This window comes from Pedobacter sp. GQ55 (assembly GCF_059758925.1).
Genome location: NZ_JCAXEI010000002.1, coordinates 255,590 through 271,082, shown reverse-complemented (window position 1 = coordinate 271,082; position 15,493 = coordinate 255,590). Strand labels below are relative to the sequence as shown.

At 37.0% G+C, this 15,493-nt stretch carries 13 protein-coding genes; 8 read left to right on the top strand and 5 right to left on the bottom strand.

Annotated elements, in window-relative coordinates; genetic code table 11:
* Positions 1-25 precede the first annotated feature (25 nt).
* From mtaB to AC6CH7_RS05860, 3 genes are read left to right on the top strand one after another with little or no spacing between them, the layout of a single operon-like run.
* Positions 26-1,345, top strand: coding sequence for a tRNA (N(6)-L-threonylcarbamoyladenosine(37)-C(2))-methylthiotransferase MtaB (gene mtaB, locus AC6CH7_RS05870; RefSeq protein WP_498261808.1), 1,320 nt, complete (start codon positions 26-28; stop codon positions 1,343-1,345).
* Between the two features lie 31 nt (positions 1,346-1,376).
* Positions 1,377-2,531, top strand: a complete 1,155-nt coding sequence (locus AC6CH7_RS05865) for a prolipoprotein diacylglyceryl transferase (RefSeq protein ID WP_498261807.1) — start codon at positions 1,377-1,379, stop codon at positions 2,529-2,531.
* Positions 2,532-2,545: 14 nt separating this feature from the next.
* Complete coding sequence (locus AC6CH7_RS05860; protein WP_498261806.1) at positions 2,546-3,340, top strand: inositol monophosphatase family protein; 795 nt, start codon at positions 2,546-2,548, stop codon at positions 3,338-3,340.
* A 153-nt stretch (positions 3,341-3,493) separates the two neighbouring features.
* Here the strand turns inward: AC6CH7_RS05860 and AC6CH7_RS05855 are convergent, their stop codons facing one another.
* The 3 genes from AC6CH7_RS05855 to AC6CH7_RS05845 all read right to left on the bottom strand — a co-directional run bounded on the left by AC6CH7_RS05855 (position 3,494) and on the right by AC6CH7_RS05845 (position 5,811).
* Entirely contained in the window at positions 3,494-4,045 is a 552-nt protein-coding gene (locus tag AC6CH7_RS05855; RefSeq protein WP_498261805.1) for a NifU family protein, read from the bottom strand.
* A gap of 78 nt (positions 4,046-4,123) precedes the next feature.
* The gene (purB, locus tag AC6CH7_RS05850; RefSeq protein ID WP_498261804.1) at positions 4,124-5,470 is read right to left on the bottom strand and encodes an adenylosuccinate lyase; all 1,347 of its coding nucleotides are present in this window, start codon (positions 5,468-5,470) and stop codon (positions 4,124-4,126) included.
* A 137-nt stretch (positions 5,471-5,607) separates the two neighbouring features.
* A complete protein-coding gene (locus AC6CH7_RS05845) occupies positions 5,608-5,811 on the bottom strand; it encodes a hypothetical protein (protein WP_498261803.1) in 204 nt (67 codons plus the stop codon).
* Between the two features lie 209 nt (positions 5,812-6,020).
* On the opposite strand from AC6CH7_RS05845, the gene AC6CH7_RS05840 reads away from it, so the two are divergent.
* The 4 genes from AC6CH7_RS05840 (at position 6,021) to AC6CH7_RS05825 (ending at position 10,256) form a co-directional block, all read left to right on the top strand.
* Positions 6,021-6,587: an RNA polymerase sigma factor gene (locus AC6CH7_RS05840; protein WP_048906590.1), complete on the top strand. Its 567-nt coding sequence runs from the start codon at positions 6,021-6,023 to the stop codon at positions 6,585-6,587.
* A gap of 1 nt (position 6,588) precedes the next feature.
* Positions 6,589-7,677 carry a S1C family serine protease gene (locus AC6CH7_RS05835; protein ID WP_498261802.1) on the top strand — a complete coding sequence of 363 codons (1,089 nt, stop codon included), beginning with the start codon at positions 6,589-6,591 and terminating at the stop codon, positions 7,675-7,677.
* Between the two features lie 945 nt (positions 7,678-8,622).
* Positions 8,623-9,549, top strand: coding sequence for a DUF72 domain-containing protein (locus AC6CH7_RS05830; protein ID WP_498261801.1), 927 nt, complete (start codon positions 8,623-8,625; stop codon positions 9,547-9,549).
* A gap of 71 nt (positions 9,550-9,620) precedes the next feature.
* A complete protein-coding gene (locus AC6CH7_RS05825) occupies positions 9,621-10,256 on the top strand; it encodes a peroxiredoxin (RefSeq protein ID WP_498261800.1) in 636 nt (211 codons plus the stop codon).
* Positions 10,257-10,410: 154 nt separating this feature from the next.
* Here AC6CH7_RS05825 and AC6CH7_RS05820 read toward each other — a convergent pair whose 3' ends face one another.
* Positions 10,411-13,404 carry a DUF2723 domain-containing protein gene (locus tag AC6CH7_RS05820; RefSeq protein WP_498261799.1) on the bottom strand — a complete coding sequence of 998 codons (2,994 nt, stop codon included), beginning with the start codon at positions 13,402-13,404 and terminating at the stop codon, positions 10,411-10,413.
* Between the two features lie 188 nt (positions 13,405-13,592).
* Between AC6CH7_RS05820 and AC6CH7_RS05815 the strand changes: the two genes are divergently transcribed.
* Positions 13,593-14,258, top strand: a complete 666-nt coding sequence (locus AC6CH7_RS05815; RefSeq protein WP_498261798.1) for an NAD-dependent epimerase/dehydratase family protein — start codon at positions 13,593-13,595, stop codon at positions 14,256-14,258.
* 197 nt (positions 14,259-14,455) lie between these two features.
* Here AC6CH7_RS05815 and AC6CH7_RS05810 read toward each other — a convergent pair whose 3' ends face one another.
* On the bottom strand, positions 14,456-15,484 hold the full coding sequence (locus tag AC6CH7_RS05810) for a tetratricopeptide repeat protein (protein ID WP_498261797.1): 1,029 nt from the start codon (positions 15,482-15,484) through the stop codon (positions 14,456-14,458).
* Positions 15,485-15,493 lie beyond the last annotated feature (9 nt).

Genomic DNA, 15,493 nt, shown 5'->3' with positions numbered 1-15,493 from the left:
GCGGGCTGTTAGAAATTAACACTGAATGAAGAAGGTTGCATTTTATACACTGGGTTGTAAGTTGAATTTCTCTGAAACGTCAACAATTGGCAGGTTATTTACCGATGCCGGATATGCTGTTGTAGATTTTACGGATGGGGCGGATGTGTATGTAATAAACACCTGTTCTGTTACAGAGCATGCTGATAAAAAGTGCCGTAAGGTAGTTAAAGAGGCATTAAAGTACTCGCCTGATGCTTATGTAACCATAGTAGGGTGCTACGCTCAGCTAAAGCCTGTTGAGATTGCCGAAATAGAAGGCGTTGATATGGTGCTTGGTGCAGCAGAGAAATTTCGGATAGTTGAATACATCTCTGATCTTACCAAACAGCCTAAGGCCGTTATTCATCAGCAAAACATCGAAAAAGTTAATCATAATTTTATTGCGGCCTATTCAATAGGTGATAGAACACGTACCTTCTTAAAGGTGCAGGATGGATGTGATTATCCATGTACTTATTGTACTATACCATTGGCGCGTGGGGGCAGCAGAAGCGACACCATTGAAAATGTAGTAAACCGCGCTAAACAAATAGCTGAAAGTGGCGTTAAAGAAATTGTGCTTACAGGGGTAAACCTTGGCGATTTCGGGATAAGAAACGGAGAAAGAGAAGATAAATTCTTTGATTTGGTAAAAGCACTGGATGAGGTTGAAGGTATAGAAAGGATAAGAATTTCTTCTATCGAGCCGAACTTGTTAAGCGATGAAATCATTGAATTTGTTGCTGCTTCCAAAAGATTTGTGCCTCATTTTCATATCCCCCTGCAGTCTGGATCTAATAAAATATTAGGTTTAATGCGCAGACGCTACCAACGGGAACTTTATACCGAACGTGTTGCTAAAATTAAAGCTTTAATACCCGGCTGTTGTATTGGAGTTGATGTAATCGTTGGATTTCCTGGTGAAACCCATGAAGATTTTCTGGATACTTATCAGTTCCTAAACGAGCTTGATATTTCTTACCTGCACGTATTTACCTATTCAGAACGCGAGCAAACAGCAGCGGCTGAAATGAAAGGCGTTGTTGCCGGAAGTGCCCGTGCGGATAGAAGCAAAATGCTTCACATCTTGTCAGAGAAAAAGAGAAGGGCCTTTTATGAATCTCAGATTGGTTCAGTTGGCGAAGTGCTTTTTGAAGACGATCAAAAGAATGGTTTTATGCATGGTTTTACCAAGAACTATGTAAAAGTTAAAGCTAAATATGATCCGGTAATGGTAAATGAAATCAAAACCGTAAAACTTATTGAACTTACTGCTGAAGGTGAAGTAGAAGTTGCCGAAACAGAAGAAGTTTTAGCGCATTAATACTATATTCGCATAAAACTTTTTTATACGTATGTTTCCTACTGTATCTCATTTTTTAGAATATCTTTTTGGTATACAAGTCCCGCTGCCGTTTAACACATTTGGTGTTTTTGTGGCTTTAGCTTTTATTGCTGGTTACTGGGCTTTTACTCAGGAGTTTAAACGTAAGGAAGCACTTGGTATTCTTCATCCCATCAAAAAAACGATGACTATTGGTAAGCCTGCTACAACAACTGAGCTGGCTTATAATGGAGTATTCGGGTTCCTGATCGGATATAAATTGGTTTATGCACTCTTAAACTATCAGCTGTTTGTAAGCGATGCCCAAACAGTACTTCTTTCATTAAAAGGAAATATACTTGGAGGCTTGTTTTTTGCGGGCTTGTTTGCTTACTGGGATTATAAAGAGAAAAATGCGCATAAATTACCCAAGCCAAAAACTGTTGAAGTAACCCAGCACCCATACGAACTAATGGGTACACTTATCGTTTGGGCTGCTATCTGGGGCTTTCTTGGTGCAAAGATATTCGACAACCTGGAACATTGGGATTCATTTGTAAAAGATCCTATCGGCAGCTTATTGTCATTTAGTGGTTTAACATTTTACGGTGGACTAATCTGTGGTGGTGCTGCTGTTTTATATATCGCAAGGAAAAATAACATTAAAGTATTGCACATGCTTGATATTGGCGGACCGGGTATGATGCTTGCGTACAGTGTGGGCAGAATTGGTTGCCACATGTCTGGTGATGGCGACTGGGGAATTGCTAATCTAAACGCTAAGCCAATTTCATGGCTTCCGGATTGGTTATGGGCTTATACTTATCCAAATAACGTTGCTAACGAAGGAAATCCTATTGCAGGTTGCGTTGGCAGGTTCTGTAACGAATTGCCTCAGCCGGTATATCCAACACCTATATATGAGGTAATTGTATGCTTTATACTGTTCCTGATCTTATGGAAGATCCGTGACCGCATTAAATCTCCGGGAATGATGTTTGGTATATATTTAATGCTAAACGGTCTGGAGCGCTTTTTTATTGAATTGATCAGAGTAAATACTAAATATAATGTTGCCGGTATACAATTTACACAGGCAGAGCTAATTTCAAGTATTCTGTTTTTGTCTGGCTTAGGTCTTGTTTTATATTCATATAAGAACAAAGAAAAGCTGGCTAACTATTAAAATCTGTTTCTGAGTTGAATTACGAATTAATATGTTCTAAGGTAATTGCTGTTACCCGTTTAACAGGCAATTTTATAAGAAAGGAGTCAATGAACTTCGATGCAGGTGCTGTCGAGTTTAAAGGCTTAAATGATATGGTTTCTTATGTAGATAAGAATGCTGAAAAGTTATTGGTTAGGAATTTAGCCAAACTAATTCCTGAAGCAGGTTTTACTACTGAAGAAGAAACCATAAATAGTAAAGGCACTGTTTACAATTGGATCATAGATCCATTAGATGGTACTACCAACTTTATTCATGGTGTTCCCACTTATTCTATAAGTATAGCGCTTTATGAAGAGGATAAACCCGTTGTTGGTGTAGTTTATGAGATAAACCGCGGAGAGATGTTCTATTCCTATAAAGGCGGCGATGCTTATTTAAACAATAAAGTGATTAAGGTTTCCTCCAGGCCGGCTTTATCAGATTGTTTACTGGCTACAGGATTTCCATATTATCAGTTTGATAAACAAGCACAGTACATGCAGTTGCTTTCAGAAATGATGCAGAAAACGCATGGCTTACGGCGCATAGGTTCGGCTGCGGTTGATTTAGCTTATGTGGCATGTGGTAGGTTTGATGCTTTCTTTGAGTATAACCTGAACGCCTGGGATGTTGCTGCCGGTGCTTATCTGGTACAACAGGCAGGAGGAAATATATTGAACTTTTCCGGAGGCGATGAATTTCTAGAAACCAGAGAAATTCTGGCTACAAATGGTTTGATTGATGGTGAAATATTAGAAGCGATTAAAAGGAATTTTCATAATTAATAGAATTTAGTCAGCTATCACTGGGTCATCTCCTTTGTCCTTTGGTTAACCAAAGGAGGTGACGAGCGCTTTAAAACAACGATAAGGCATATCCATAACACAAAAGCGCCTGCTTCAGTATGAAACAGGCGCTTTCTTTATATTTAAATCAGCTTACAAAGCTTCAGATACTACTTCTTTTACTTCAGGAACCATGCGTTGCAATAAGTTCTGAATTCCTGATTTCAAGGTAATGGTAGAAGAAGGACAGCCGCTGCATGAACCTCTAAGTTCAACTGTTACAATACCCTCATCAAATGATTTGTAGCTAATTGCACCACCATCTTGTTCAACTGCCGGGCGAACATAATCGTGTAGAATTTGCTGTATTTTAATCTCAAGGTCTGTTCCTTCAAAAGTAGGCGTCTCATCAGATGTTTCTTCTTTTATTTTATATTCAGATTCAACAGCTCCTTTAACAAATTCTTTAAGAATTGGTTCGATATCCGGCCATTCAACACCCTCTGTTTTTGTAATCGTAACAAAGTTACTTGCAAAAAAAACACCATTAACAAAGTTGAACTTAAACAGTTCCTTTGCAAAAGGAGAGTGCTCAGCACTTTCTTTAGTTGCGAAATCTTCACTGCCATTGATCAATAATTTATTGACCATGAATTTCATTGTAGCAGGGTTTGGAGTTTGTTCAGTATATACGTTGATAGTCATTGTCTTCTTTTTTTCTACAAAAATAAATAATTCGCCGGTGCAATTTAAGGTATCGATGTCTGTTTTAGGTCATTATATCTAAAATATGCCCGTGTAGTTAAAAGGAGTGATGTTCTTTAATTCCTGTTTAATCTGATCATTCACATTTAAGCCATCAATAAAGTTCGCCATGGTATCAGCAGTAATCTTCTGATTGGTACGGGTAAGATCTTTAAGTGCTTCGTATGGATTAGGATAAGCCTCTCTTCTAAGTACAGTTTGAATTGCTTCAGCAACTACAGCCCAGTTGTTTTCAAGGTCAGCATGGATAGCGTCATTATTCAGTAACAATTTATTTAAACCTTTTAATGTAGATGCAATGGCTATTGTAGTATGCGCAAGAGGCACGCCTACATTTCTAAGTACCGTAGAATCTGTAAGGTCTCTCTGTAAGCGTGAAATTGGCAATTTAGCAGCAAAAAATTCGAATAAGGCATTTGCTATACCCGCATTACCCTCTGCATTTTCAAAATCAATAGGGTTTACTTTATGCGGCATTGCAGAAGAACCAACTTCACCTTCTTTAATCTTTTGTTTAAAGTAGTTTTTAGAAATGTATGCCCAAATGTCTCTGTCAAGATCAATAATGATGTTGTTTATTCTTTTTAAAGCATCGCATTGTGCCGCGAATTGATCATAGTGCTCAATTTGCGTAGTATACTGAGCGCGCGAAAGGCCTAATATCTCATTTACAAAATTATTAGAGAAATCAACCCAGTTTACATCAGGATAAGCAATATGATGTGCATTAAAGTTGCCTGTTGCACCGCCAAATTTTGCGCTGTTAGGGATGTTTTTTAAGCTGCTTAACTGAATCTCTAAACGTTCTGCAAATACCATAAACTCTTTACCAAGTTTAGTAGGAGATGCAGGCTGCCCATGCGTATGTGCAAGTAAAGGCACATCTTTCCATTCAGTAGCCAGATTTTTTATTTTAGCAATTAACTCAGTTATTTGAGGATAGTAAACCTCATCTAAAGCTAATTTAATAGTATAAGGTATAGCTGTGTTGTTGATATCCTGAGATGTTAATCCGAAATGGATAAATTCTTTATAAGCTTCCAGACCCAATTGATCAAATTGCTTTTTTATAAAATATTCAACCGCTTTAACATCGTGGTTGGTGATTTTTTCTGTGTCTTTAATTTCCTGAGCATGATTATCGTCAAACTGCTCATGAATTAAACGTAGTTTACCGTAAATAGATTTATCGAATTCTTTTAAACCAGGCAAGCCTGTTTCACAAAGTGCAATAAAGTATTCAATTTCTACAAATACTCTGTATTTTATTAATGCTGACTCTGAAAAATATTTAGAAAGGCTTTGTGTAGTGTTTCTATAACGTCCATCAACTGGAGAAATAGCTTGAAGAGGAGATAAATTCATGAATTTGACTTATTTTTACAAGCGCAAATGTAGCATTTATTAGCCTTTTAATGAAGTAAGGTTGCTGAAAAGCAAAACTTTGGACAACAAAAAAGGCCTTGGAGATTCCAAAGCCTTTTTTATTTTGTTAAAAATGACTAGTGTTTAGTTGAGTCAACAGTAGTAGTTACAGTTGTATCTTTTACAGTTGAATCAGTTACGTTAGTATCAACTTGAGTAACAACAGTAGATGAATCAGTTACAGTAGTATCTGTAGATTCGCCTGATTTCTCAGAGTTACAAGCTGCTACTGATAAAGAGATTGCTAAAGCTAAAAAGCCAAATTTAAATGCGTTTTTCATTCTAATTCTATTTTAAATAATTAATTAATTTTACAGATTAATACAGTAAAGTTTAAAAGGTAACCCATCTAATTGAAAAAAAAATAAAAAATATTTTAATGCTGGTGACTGGGTTACTCTTTATAGTATTGCCGTATTAAGGAGGAAATAAAAAAAGTAATTTTTTTTGTTATCATTGGGTTACCATTCACGTTTAAATGTATTAATTGGTGAGTAATAAGTTAAGCAGTTCAGTTCCAACAGATAGAGAGGTAGTTTTAGGGGTCTTAAATAACTCAGAGGAAGCGCTAAATAAATTGTATACGGGGTATTTTCCGATGATTTTACAGTTTATCTTAAATAATAACGGTGATGAAGATGATGCAAAAGATGTGTATCAGGAAGGCATAATTGTTTTATATAATAAAATTAAAAGCGGAGATTTCGAGTTAAGCAGTAAACTAAAGACCTATATATACTCCGTCTGCAGACGTATTTGGTTAAAGAAGTTAGCACAGCAAAGCAAAAAAACCAATAACATCTCTGATTTTGAGGATGTGATAGCGATAGAGGAGGATGTTGAACAGCATGAAGAGAAGGACAGGCAATTTGATAAGATGCAAGAAGCACTCCTCCATTTAGGCGAACCCTGCAAGACCATTATTCAGGATTTTTATATTAACAACCTTTCCATGCAGGAAATTTGTGAAAAGTTTGGGTATACCAATACCGATAACGCAAAAACACAAAAATATAAGTGCTTACAAAGGTTAAAGAAATTATTTTTTCAATCGTGATATGAGGAACGAAATAGAGTTAGAGGGTATAATCGAAGATTACCTTAACGGTAAACTTACTGAGGCAGAAGCCACCGCTTTTGAGCAACTACGCTTAAATGATCCAACTGTTGATCATAAGGTTGTTGCGCATAAGGTTTTTCTGGATTCGTTAAAGGATTATGCCTCAAATCTTGATTTGAAAAACAAGATGGATCATGCACATGATCAGATCGATGTTGATGTATTAAGCAGAAAGCTTGGACCTCATCCTTCGTTTATTGTGAATATGTGGCGTAAAAATAAATCAGCAATTGCTGTGGCGGCCTCTTTTATATTATTAACAATTGTTACCATTTATTCTATACAACAAACTACAGAGCAAACGGGTAGCTATAAACAAATGAGTGCTGAGCTTAGTAAGCTTAAAAGCTCTACGAATAATTTGATCAGAGATGTGAAATTCAGCCAAAACTCAAAGGTTCCTGTTAAACCTGTGAAATTTGGAGGTACTGGTTTTGCAATTTCTTCTAACGGATATATTTTAACAAGCTACCACGTAATCGAAAAATCTGATACCGTTTACGTTCAGAACAACAAAGGTGACCTTTACAAAGTTGATATTACCTATAAGGATCCTATTAACGACATTGCTATTCTGAAAATCATTGATAAAAAGTTCTCATTAGGCTCTTTACCTTACTCATTGAAAAAAGGGAAAGTTGGCCTTGGGGAGTCTGTTTATACACTTGGCTATCCTAAAGATGAAGTAGTATTAGGAATAGGCTATTTAAGTTCACAAAGTGGTTTTAATGGTGATACTTTAGCTTATCAGGTAGCTCTTGATGTTAATCCTGGTAATAGCGGTGGTCCGTTATTAGATAACAGCGGAAACGTAATAGGCATAATCAATGCCAAAGAAAGCTATACGGACGGAGCAACCTTTGCGGTAAAAGCAAAGTTCCTACAAGAAGCATTAAGCTCTATTCCGCAAGATTCTATAGTTGGCAGGATATCTTCTGTTAGAAAGAATCGAATATCGAAATTAGAGCCATCAAAACAAGTATCCAAAATACAGGAATACGTTTTCATGATAAAAGGTTATAACTAATAACTAACACATACATTTGAAACCCCGAAACTTTAATTAGTTTCGGGGTTTTGTTGTTTTTGACCTGTTCAGAGGTATTCTTACCGCATTTTTTATTATTTGGTTAAACAGTAAATTAATGGTAATAAAATTTATAAATAATTTATTATTTCACAGGCTAACCAAATAATAAAGACAATGGGAGTAAGAGAAATAGTTATCATAATCGTTTCCCCTTTTGATGTTATATCAGGGATGTAGATTGGGCGAAAAACGAACTATTGGAGGTACTGGTGGGCTTATACTTGTGTTTTGTTTTAGTTTTATCGGATTAACAATTGTTTATTTTTCACCAAATAAGAATGATCCCGATCAAGCTAAAAATGGAAAGAATTTTCGAGAGGCGCTCGTTTTCATTGGGTTGTTAATTCTGTTTTTAGTTTTATTTGTTGTAGTTGTTTACAATATTAAACACCAAAGCGTTTAATCAGAGATTTATTTTTGCTATCTTGTTGATAATTAGATGTAACTATATGGGTGTCATATTTGAATTACTTTTCGTTATCTTCCAAGTCGCTGCTGGTAGTAGCAATAAGGAATCCACAGCAAATAAGTATGTCGCTGTGGGCTTCTTTGTCGTTTTGTTATTAGTTACAATCCTAATTTGGTGGTACAATCCTGCACCACATGTTACTGGTATTAAAACGCTCTAATCAGTTTTTATCTTCTCTAATCCTCCATGATCAATCCTTATTGTACTAATTCGGTTAGATCAGAATAATAGCGAAATCTGTGATTTATTGCAATATTTGATAATTGTTGTTTAACGGAGTCGTTTAATAATTAGTAGATTTAGCCTTAACCTGATTGCTTGCAATGTTAATGTGTTTTGAGGCGGGTTAAGACCACAAAAAACCGATGAAAGAACTTTGATTTCGGGGTTTTGTTTAATATAAAATTTTAAATATGGATTTCGGAAAAGTAGCAGATAGCCAGATAAAGGATGTAGATTTTACCTTGCCAAAAGATGGTATACAGACTTCAAAAACATTGTCGAAAGATAAGCCGGTGAAAAACCCTGAGTTTTACGTGGGTTGTGCCAAATGGGGCCGAAAAGAATGGTTGAATATGATTTATCCACCAAAAACTAAAGAAGCTGACTTTCTGGATCAATATGTAAAACATTTCAATTCTATTGAGCTGAATGCGGTTTTTTACAGTATCCCAAATGCAGAGCTGATTAAAAAATGGAAAGCCAAGGCCGAGGATAATTCCGGTAATAGTTTTATTTTCTGTCCAAAATTTTCCAGAACAATCAGCCATATTAAAAGGCTAAAAGATGCAGAGGTACCAACAGATCTTTTTCTGGCAAGTATTTCTGAATTTGGTCAGTTTCTGGGGCCATGCTTTTTGCAGCTTGGAGATAACTTTACACCTAAAAGTCTCCCTGTTCTGGAAGAATATCTGAAATACCTGCCTACCGACCTTGCTGTTTTTGTGGAGTTGAGGCATGAAGGATGGTTTTTGGAAGAAGCGAACAGGAACCAGGTGTTTGATATGCTTGCAAAGCTAAATAAGGGTGCAGTAATTACTGATGCAAGTGGTAGGAGAGACTGTGTACACATGGAACTAACCATACCGGAAATATTTATTCGCTTTGTCGGAAATGGATCGGCACACCAGGATTCTGACTTTGCAAGGATAGACGATTGGGTGCTGAGAATTAAAGAGTGGTTGGATAAAGGTCTGGAAAAAGTCTACTTCTTTCTACACCAACATGATGAAAAGGATACGCCCATTCTTGCAGATTATACCATTAAACAATTTAACAAACACTTGGGAAGCAAGATTCCTGAAATTAATTTTATTACAAAAACAGGAGAATTATTTTAAATAGTATACTTAACTTGTAGACTTTAATATTTACTTTTAAACATTGTTATTTACTACTAAAATATATAATTATGAGTTTAAGAATAGGGGACGCAGCTCCCAATTTTAAGGCAGAAACTTCTATAGGTAATATCGATTTTTATGATTTTCTGGGAGATAGCTGGGGAGTCTTGTTTTCTCACCCTGCAGATTATACTCCGGTATGTACCACAGAACTTGGCCGTACGGCATCTTTAAAAGGAGAATTTGAAAAAAGAAATGTTAAAGTATTGGCGCTTAGCGTTGATTCTGCAGAGTCTCATAAAGGCTGGATTAAAGACATCAATGAAACTCAAAATACAAATGTAGAGTTCCCTATCATTGCAGATGAAGACAAGAAAGTTGCCGATCTATATGATATGATCCATCCAAATGCATCAGAAACTTTAACTGTACGTTCGTTATTCATCATCTCTCCTGATAAAAAGGTTAAATTGATGCTAACCTATCCAGCGTCTACAGGCCGTAATTTTAACGAAGTATTAAGAGTAATCGATTCATTGCAACTTACTGCTAATTATAGCGTTGCAACCCCTGCAGATTGGGAAGATGGAGAAGATGTTGTTGTAATGAACAGCATTAAAACAGAAGACATTCCTGCAAGGTTTCCCAAAGGACATAAAGTAATTAAACCTTATTTAAGAACTACACCGCAACCTAACAAGTAAGCGTGTAATAAGGATAAACAACAAGAGGGGCATTGCAAAATGCCCCTCTTGTTGTTTTCTGAAATTCCGTTTCTCCGCATTTTGTCAATAGCTTAATATCAATCACAGCTGTTTAAAGCTGTCATCATCTCTGCTATCGAGATGGCGAAGCGAACTAACTAAACTTAGCCTGCAGTTCTTCAAACTTTTTGGCGATTTTATTACTAAGCTCAGTTTGTTTGTAGCCCACAGTCACCCGGTGAAGGTTGCTCAAAACATACATTCCTACCTGAATATCTCTTCCATAAGCATTAAGCCGCTCTGGTTCTAAAGAAGTAATATAAGTAAGCTCTTTATCTAAAAATTCAAGTGTTTCATTTGTCAATTTATTGGCGGCCTTAGTTTCATTTAAAGCATACATGTTTTGTATGGTCTGATACCTGTTTATCGTATCATCAACTGAATAATTTGTAAGAGGAATATCTTTAACGCTTTTAACTAAAATGTTGCGTGCCTTATCCGTTTTTCCTTCCATGAAAAGGTTTGTAGTAAGCGAGTTGGAAACACTCCATGAACTTTGGGCAACTCTTCTGCTTTCCGGATCGATGTATTTTGCAGTTTTAAAGCTTTTAAAATCAAATTTATGCATCAGGTTATCATACATCGGATCGCTATTGGTTTTCTCCATTTTATCGCGCGTATCCTTAGGATCGGTTTTGAAAGGTAACAAACGGAGCGCATATCCTTCAAGATATAGGTATTTGCCTAAACCTGCATAAGTATCTTCAGATACATTTGATTCAAAATATATTGGCCTTTCCCAATTGTTGTTTGCAATGATATCCAGCAAAGCCAGATCATATTTGTACATGATATCTTTATTGTATTTCCACTCCATCAAAGGTGTAACCTTGTCTTTGTCTTTAGCCGAAATGGTATGCGTTTTTACCAATTGATCTGAATCTACCGTTAAGTGCAAGTTTTGAGTAGGCAGGAAATTCACGAAACTTCCATCCGATAGTGGAAGTTTATCTTCCTTATTATCTGAAGTCAATACTGCTAAAAGGTCTTTTAACTCTACACTGTCTTTCAAATCGTAATCATAGTAGCGAATATAATCTCTAACGCCATTTACATACTTCTCTGTTGGCATTGTAATAGGCAGAGCAGCGGATTTATTCAACTGCAACTTCATTTGATTGATATATGCATCATCAGAAAGGTATTGAATATTTACTACCCGTATATCAGTACGAATACCTTCAACCTCTTGTGCATACCATAAAGGGAACGTATCGTTATCGGCCGTCACAAACAATATGGCGTTCGGAGCGCAAGAGTTAAGATAGTTTTTCGCCCATTCTAAGGCAGTTGCTTTGCCAGAACGGTTATGGTCGCCCCAGCCCTGAACACCCATAATTGTGGGTGCGGCTAATAAGCCAACCAACGAAGCCACTATAAGGCTCAATTTAGGTGCATTAAAGCGCGATAACCACTCCCTGATAGCAAATACCCCGAAGCCAATAAAGATAGCGAAGGCATAAAAGGAACCTACATAAGCATAATCCCTTTCTCTTACCTGTCTAGGATCTTGATTTAAATAAACAATAATGGCCAGACCGGTAAATAAGAAAAGCGTTGTAATTACTAACGTGTCATTTCTATTTCTACGGTATAAAAAGAACAGACCCGCAATACCTAATATTAAAGGTAAGCCGTAAAATCTGTTAAATCCTTCATTGTCAACAATACTTGGCGGCAGGTTAGTTTGGTTTCCCAATCGTATAGCATCCAGTGATTTAATTCCGGTTATCCAGTTTCCTTCGCTATAGCCTCCCTGCCCCTGATTGTCATTCTGTCGACCAACAAAGTTCCAGAAAAAATAGCGCCAGTACATAAAACCTAGCTGGTATGAGGCAAAGAACCTTAAATTCTGGGCAAAAGAAGGGGTTTGTCCGTCAGCAAGATTTAACCATTGCTTGTAAAAGTCTACATGATCTGGTTTGTCGCTATATGTTCTTGGAAACAATAAATTCTTGTCGTATTCCACTTCTATACCTCTTCCTGAAACCTCATATTTATCTTTTCCTTTCCTGTATTTGGTATAAGTTTCTTTGCCATCAATTTGTTTAGCATCAAAAGTTTGTCCGTATAAAAGGGGCGTTTGTCCGTAATTTGTACGCCCTAAATAGCCATATAAGGCAAAAGCATTATCGGGATTCGAAAGGTTTAAGCTCGGTTTCGCGTCTGCTCTTATAATGATTAAAAAGTAAGAGCTAAAGCCAAACAATACAAATGTTAGGCAGATCATGCTGAGGTTAAGATTGTACTTTTTATGCTTAATTGAGTAGTAGATGGCATAGGTAATACTGGCGGCCAAAAGCAGTATAAATGTTATGGCACCGTATCCAAATCCAAAACCCAGTGTGTTTACAAAGAACAAATCGAACCTTGCGGCAAACAGTACAAAGTACTGGATGATAACGAACTGAACTATTATCCATATAAGCCCTGCAATACCTATTGCTTTAATGATACCAAAGGTGGTGGGCTTTGCTGTTTTTTTGAAATAATAAACCAGTACTACAGCTGGAATGGCCAATAAACTTAATAAGTGGACCCCTATAGATAATCCTATTACAAATGCAATTAGTACCAGCCAACGGTCGTCTGTTTTACTTTCCCATTTCAAAATCGCCCAGAATACAAGGGCTGTAAATAATATGGAAAGTGAATACACCTCGGCCTCAACTGCCGAGAACCAAAACGTATCGGAAAAGGTAAATGCCAATGCACCCACTACGCCTGTGGCAATAATGGTAAGCATATCTGCGGTAGTTTTTTCCTGTTTGTAAAGCTTATTGGCAATCAGGGTGATGGTCCAATACAGAAACATAACCGTGGCAGCACTAAAAATTACAGAGCTGAAGTTCATCCAGTAGGCAATTTTTGTTACCTCACCTGCAGCCAACAAAGAAAACAGCTTTCCTATCATCAGGAACAAAGGAGCACCAGGCTGGTGACCCACTTGTAATTTATCGGCTGCGGAAATGAATTCTCCGCAATCCCAAAAGCTTACGGTTGGCTCCATGGTTAGCCAGTAGACAACTCCTGCAATCAGAAAAAGCAGAAATCCTACAAGATTGTTAATTTTTTGATAGTGGTTCATAGTTTGAGGGTAATTTTCTTAATAGTAAAAATAACTAAAACATTGAAAGTAAGTGGTTTTAGGAATGTTAAAGTATGTTAAAGAATGTTAAAATTGTTCGCAAAGAATGCTTGCGCTTTGGTTTGGAATTGTAATTTTATGCAAGCCAGCCTGAGCTTTGTATGGCACGAAAACTAATAACTGGATAAATGGAAATTAAAGTGATCCTTACAGGAGCTACCGGTATGGTAGGCGAGGGAGTATTATTAGAATGCCTGTCGCATCCGCAGGTAAAAGAGGTGCTTGTAATTGGGCGCAAGCCTTATCGCGGTCAGAAGCATCCTAAATTAAAAGAATGCATTGTGCCGGATTTTTTCAATATTGGTGGCATCGAAAATCTGCTAGCCGGTTACGATGCTTGTTTTTATTGCGCTGGTATAAGTTCAAATGGGATGAAAGAATCGGAATATACTTACATTACTTATGATACCACGATGCACCTTGCAAATAAGCTTGCTCTTCTTGATCCTGGGATGGTTTTCAGCCATATATCCGGTAGTCATACCGATAGTTCCGAAAAAGGGCGTGTGATGTGGGCACGTGTAAAAGGTAAAACAGAGAATGCTTTAATGGAGTTGCCATTTAGGAATATATATAATTTTCGTCCGGGTTTCATGAAGCCTACCGCAGGTCAGGTAAATGTTAAGGGGCTTTATAAAATTATAGCATCATTATATCCTTTACTGCGCTTGCTAATGCCGGGCCAGGTAAGCACTTTAAAAGAAGTTGGACAGGCCATGATTAATAGTGTTTTGAAAGGATATGCTAAGTCAATACTGGAGATAAAGGACATCAAAATATTAGCCGCTGAATAGGATTTCGTCATCTCAAAGTAATTCCATATGATGGCGGCAACCATTTGTCACCTAACTACGTAAATGCTTAAAAATGAATAGCTAATGTTCTTTTTTAAGGGGGCGGTCTACCACAATTAAAGGTGATAGGTGAGGGTGATGAGGCCCCGGAATATAAGTATTCCGGGGTTTTCTTTTTGATGACGCTATTAAAGGTCTCAATTGCGCGGAGTTGCAGATTCCCAAACTGAATAATCCGTTAAAAGCTGTTCATGTTCTTTTATCCATTTTTTCTTTTCTTCCTGATTGGAAGTAAAGCTAATAATGCGCGCTATTAACGGCATAAACTCTGATTTAGATAGTTTATAAAAATAATCAGCGTAAAAAGACCAGAAAAAATCCTTTTCTTTTTTCTTTTCAGAAAGTTCTCCGGTAATTCCAAAAATTGTTTTAAGCTGCAGTTCTAGTTGATCTGCTTCCGATAAACCAGCCAATCCGGGCGATAGCGAAGCCATTGATATGGCCAGGCTTGCTGCACCTAGGTCGGGATCCTTTTCAGTGGGATTATGATTTATCGTAATGTTGTTGACTCCGGCTGTTTTGGTAATCCCTGAGTTAAGAATTGATTTAACATCCTGATAAGCTTTAGTCGAGCGTTGGGTGGTGGCTTCCAGTATCAGGAAATTACAGTAGCCAAGAAGCGCAGCAATTTTGTTACTTGGTTCGGCCATGTTAATTAAAGCATATAACCGATGGCTACTTGCGTGTTTTGGATTTAAACGCAAAGCTTTGGTCACATTTTGTAATGCCTCCTCATTTTTGCCGAGGCGGCTGTATGTTATGGCAAGATTATAATATAGACCTTGATATTCTGGCTGCGCTTTTATGCCGCGTTTATAATACTCAATGGCTTTATCTTTCTGTCCCTGTATATCATAAATACTCCCTAACATGTCGTATGCACTGCCTGAATTAGACGGATTCCCTTCAATTATCTTATTCAGATAAGGGATGGCATCTTTAGCCGATTTATTGCTAAAGAGTGTGTAGGCAATTTCATAATTCGCGGTAGAATTATCCGGATCTAATTGTAATGCTTCTTTGTATTTTGAAATGGCTTCTTCAAATTTACCCGCGTCGTGGAGTTTAACTCCTTCGGAAATTAAGCCGTTAATCTTGCTTTTATCCTGAGATAAAACGACAGTTGAAATAAATAGAGATAAGAGAATGAGCGTTAATTGTTTCATGATCAGGAA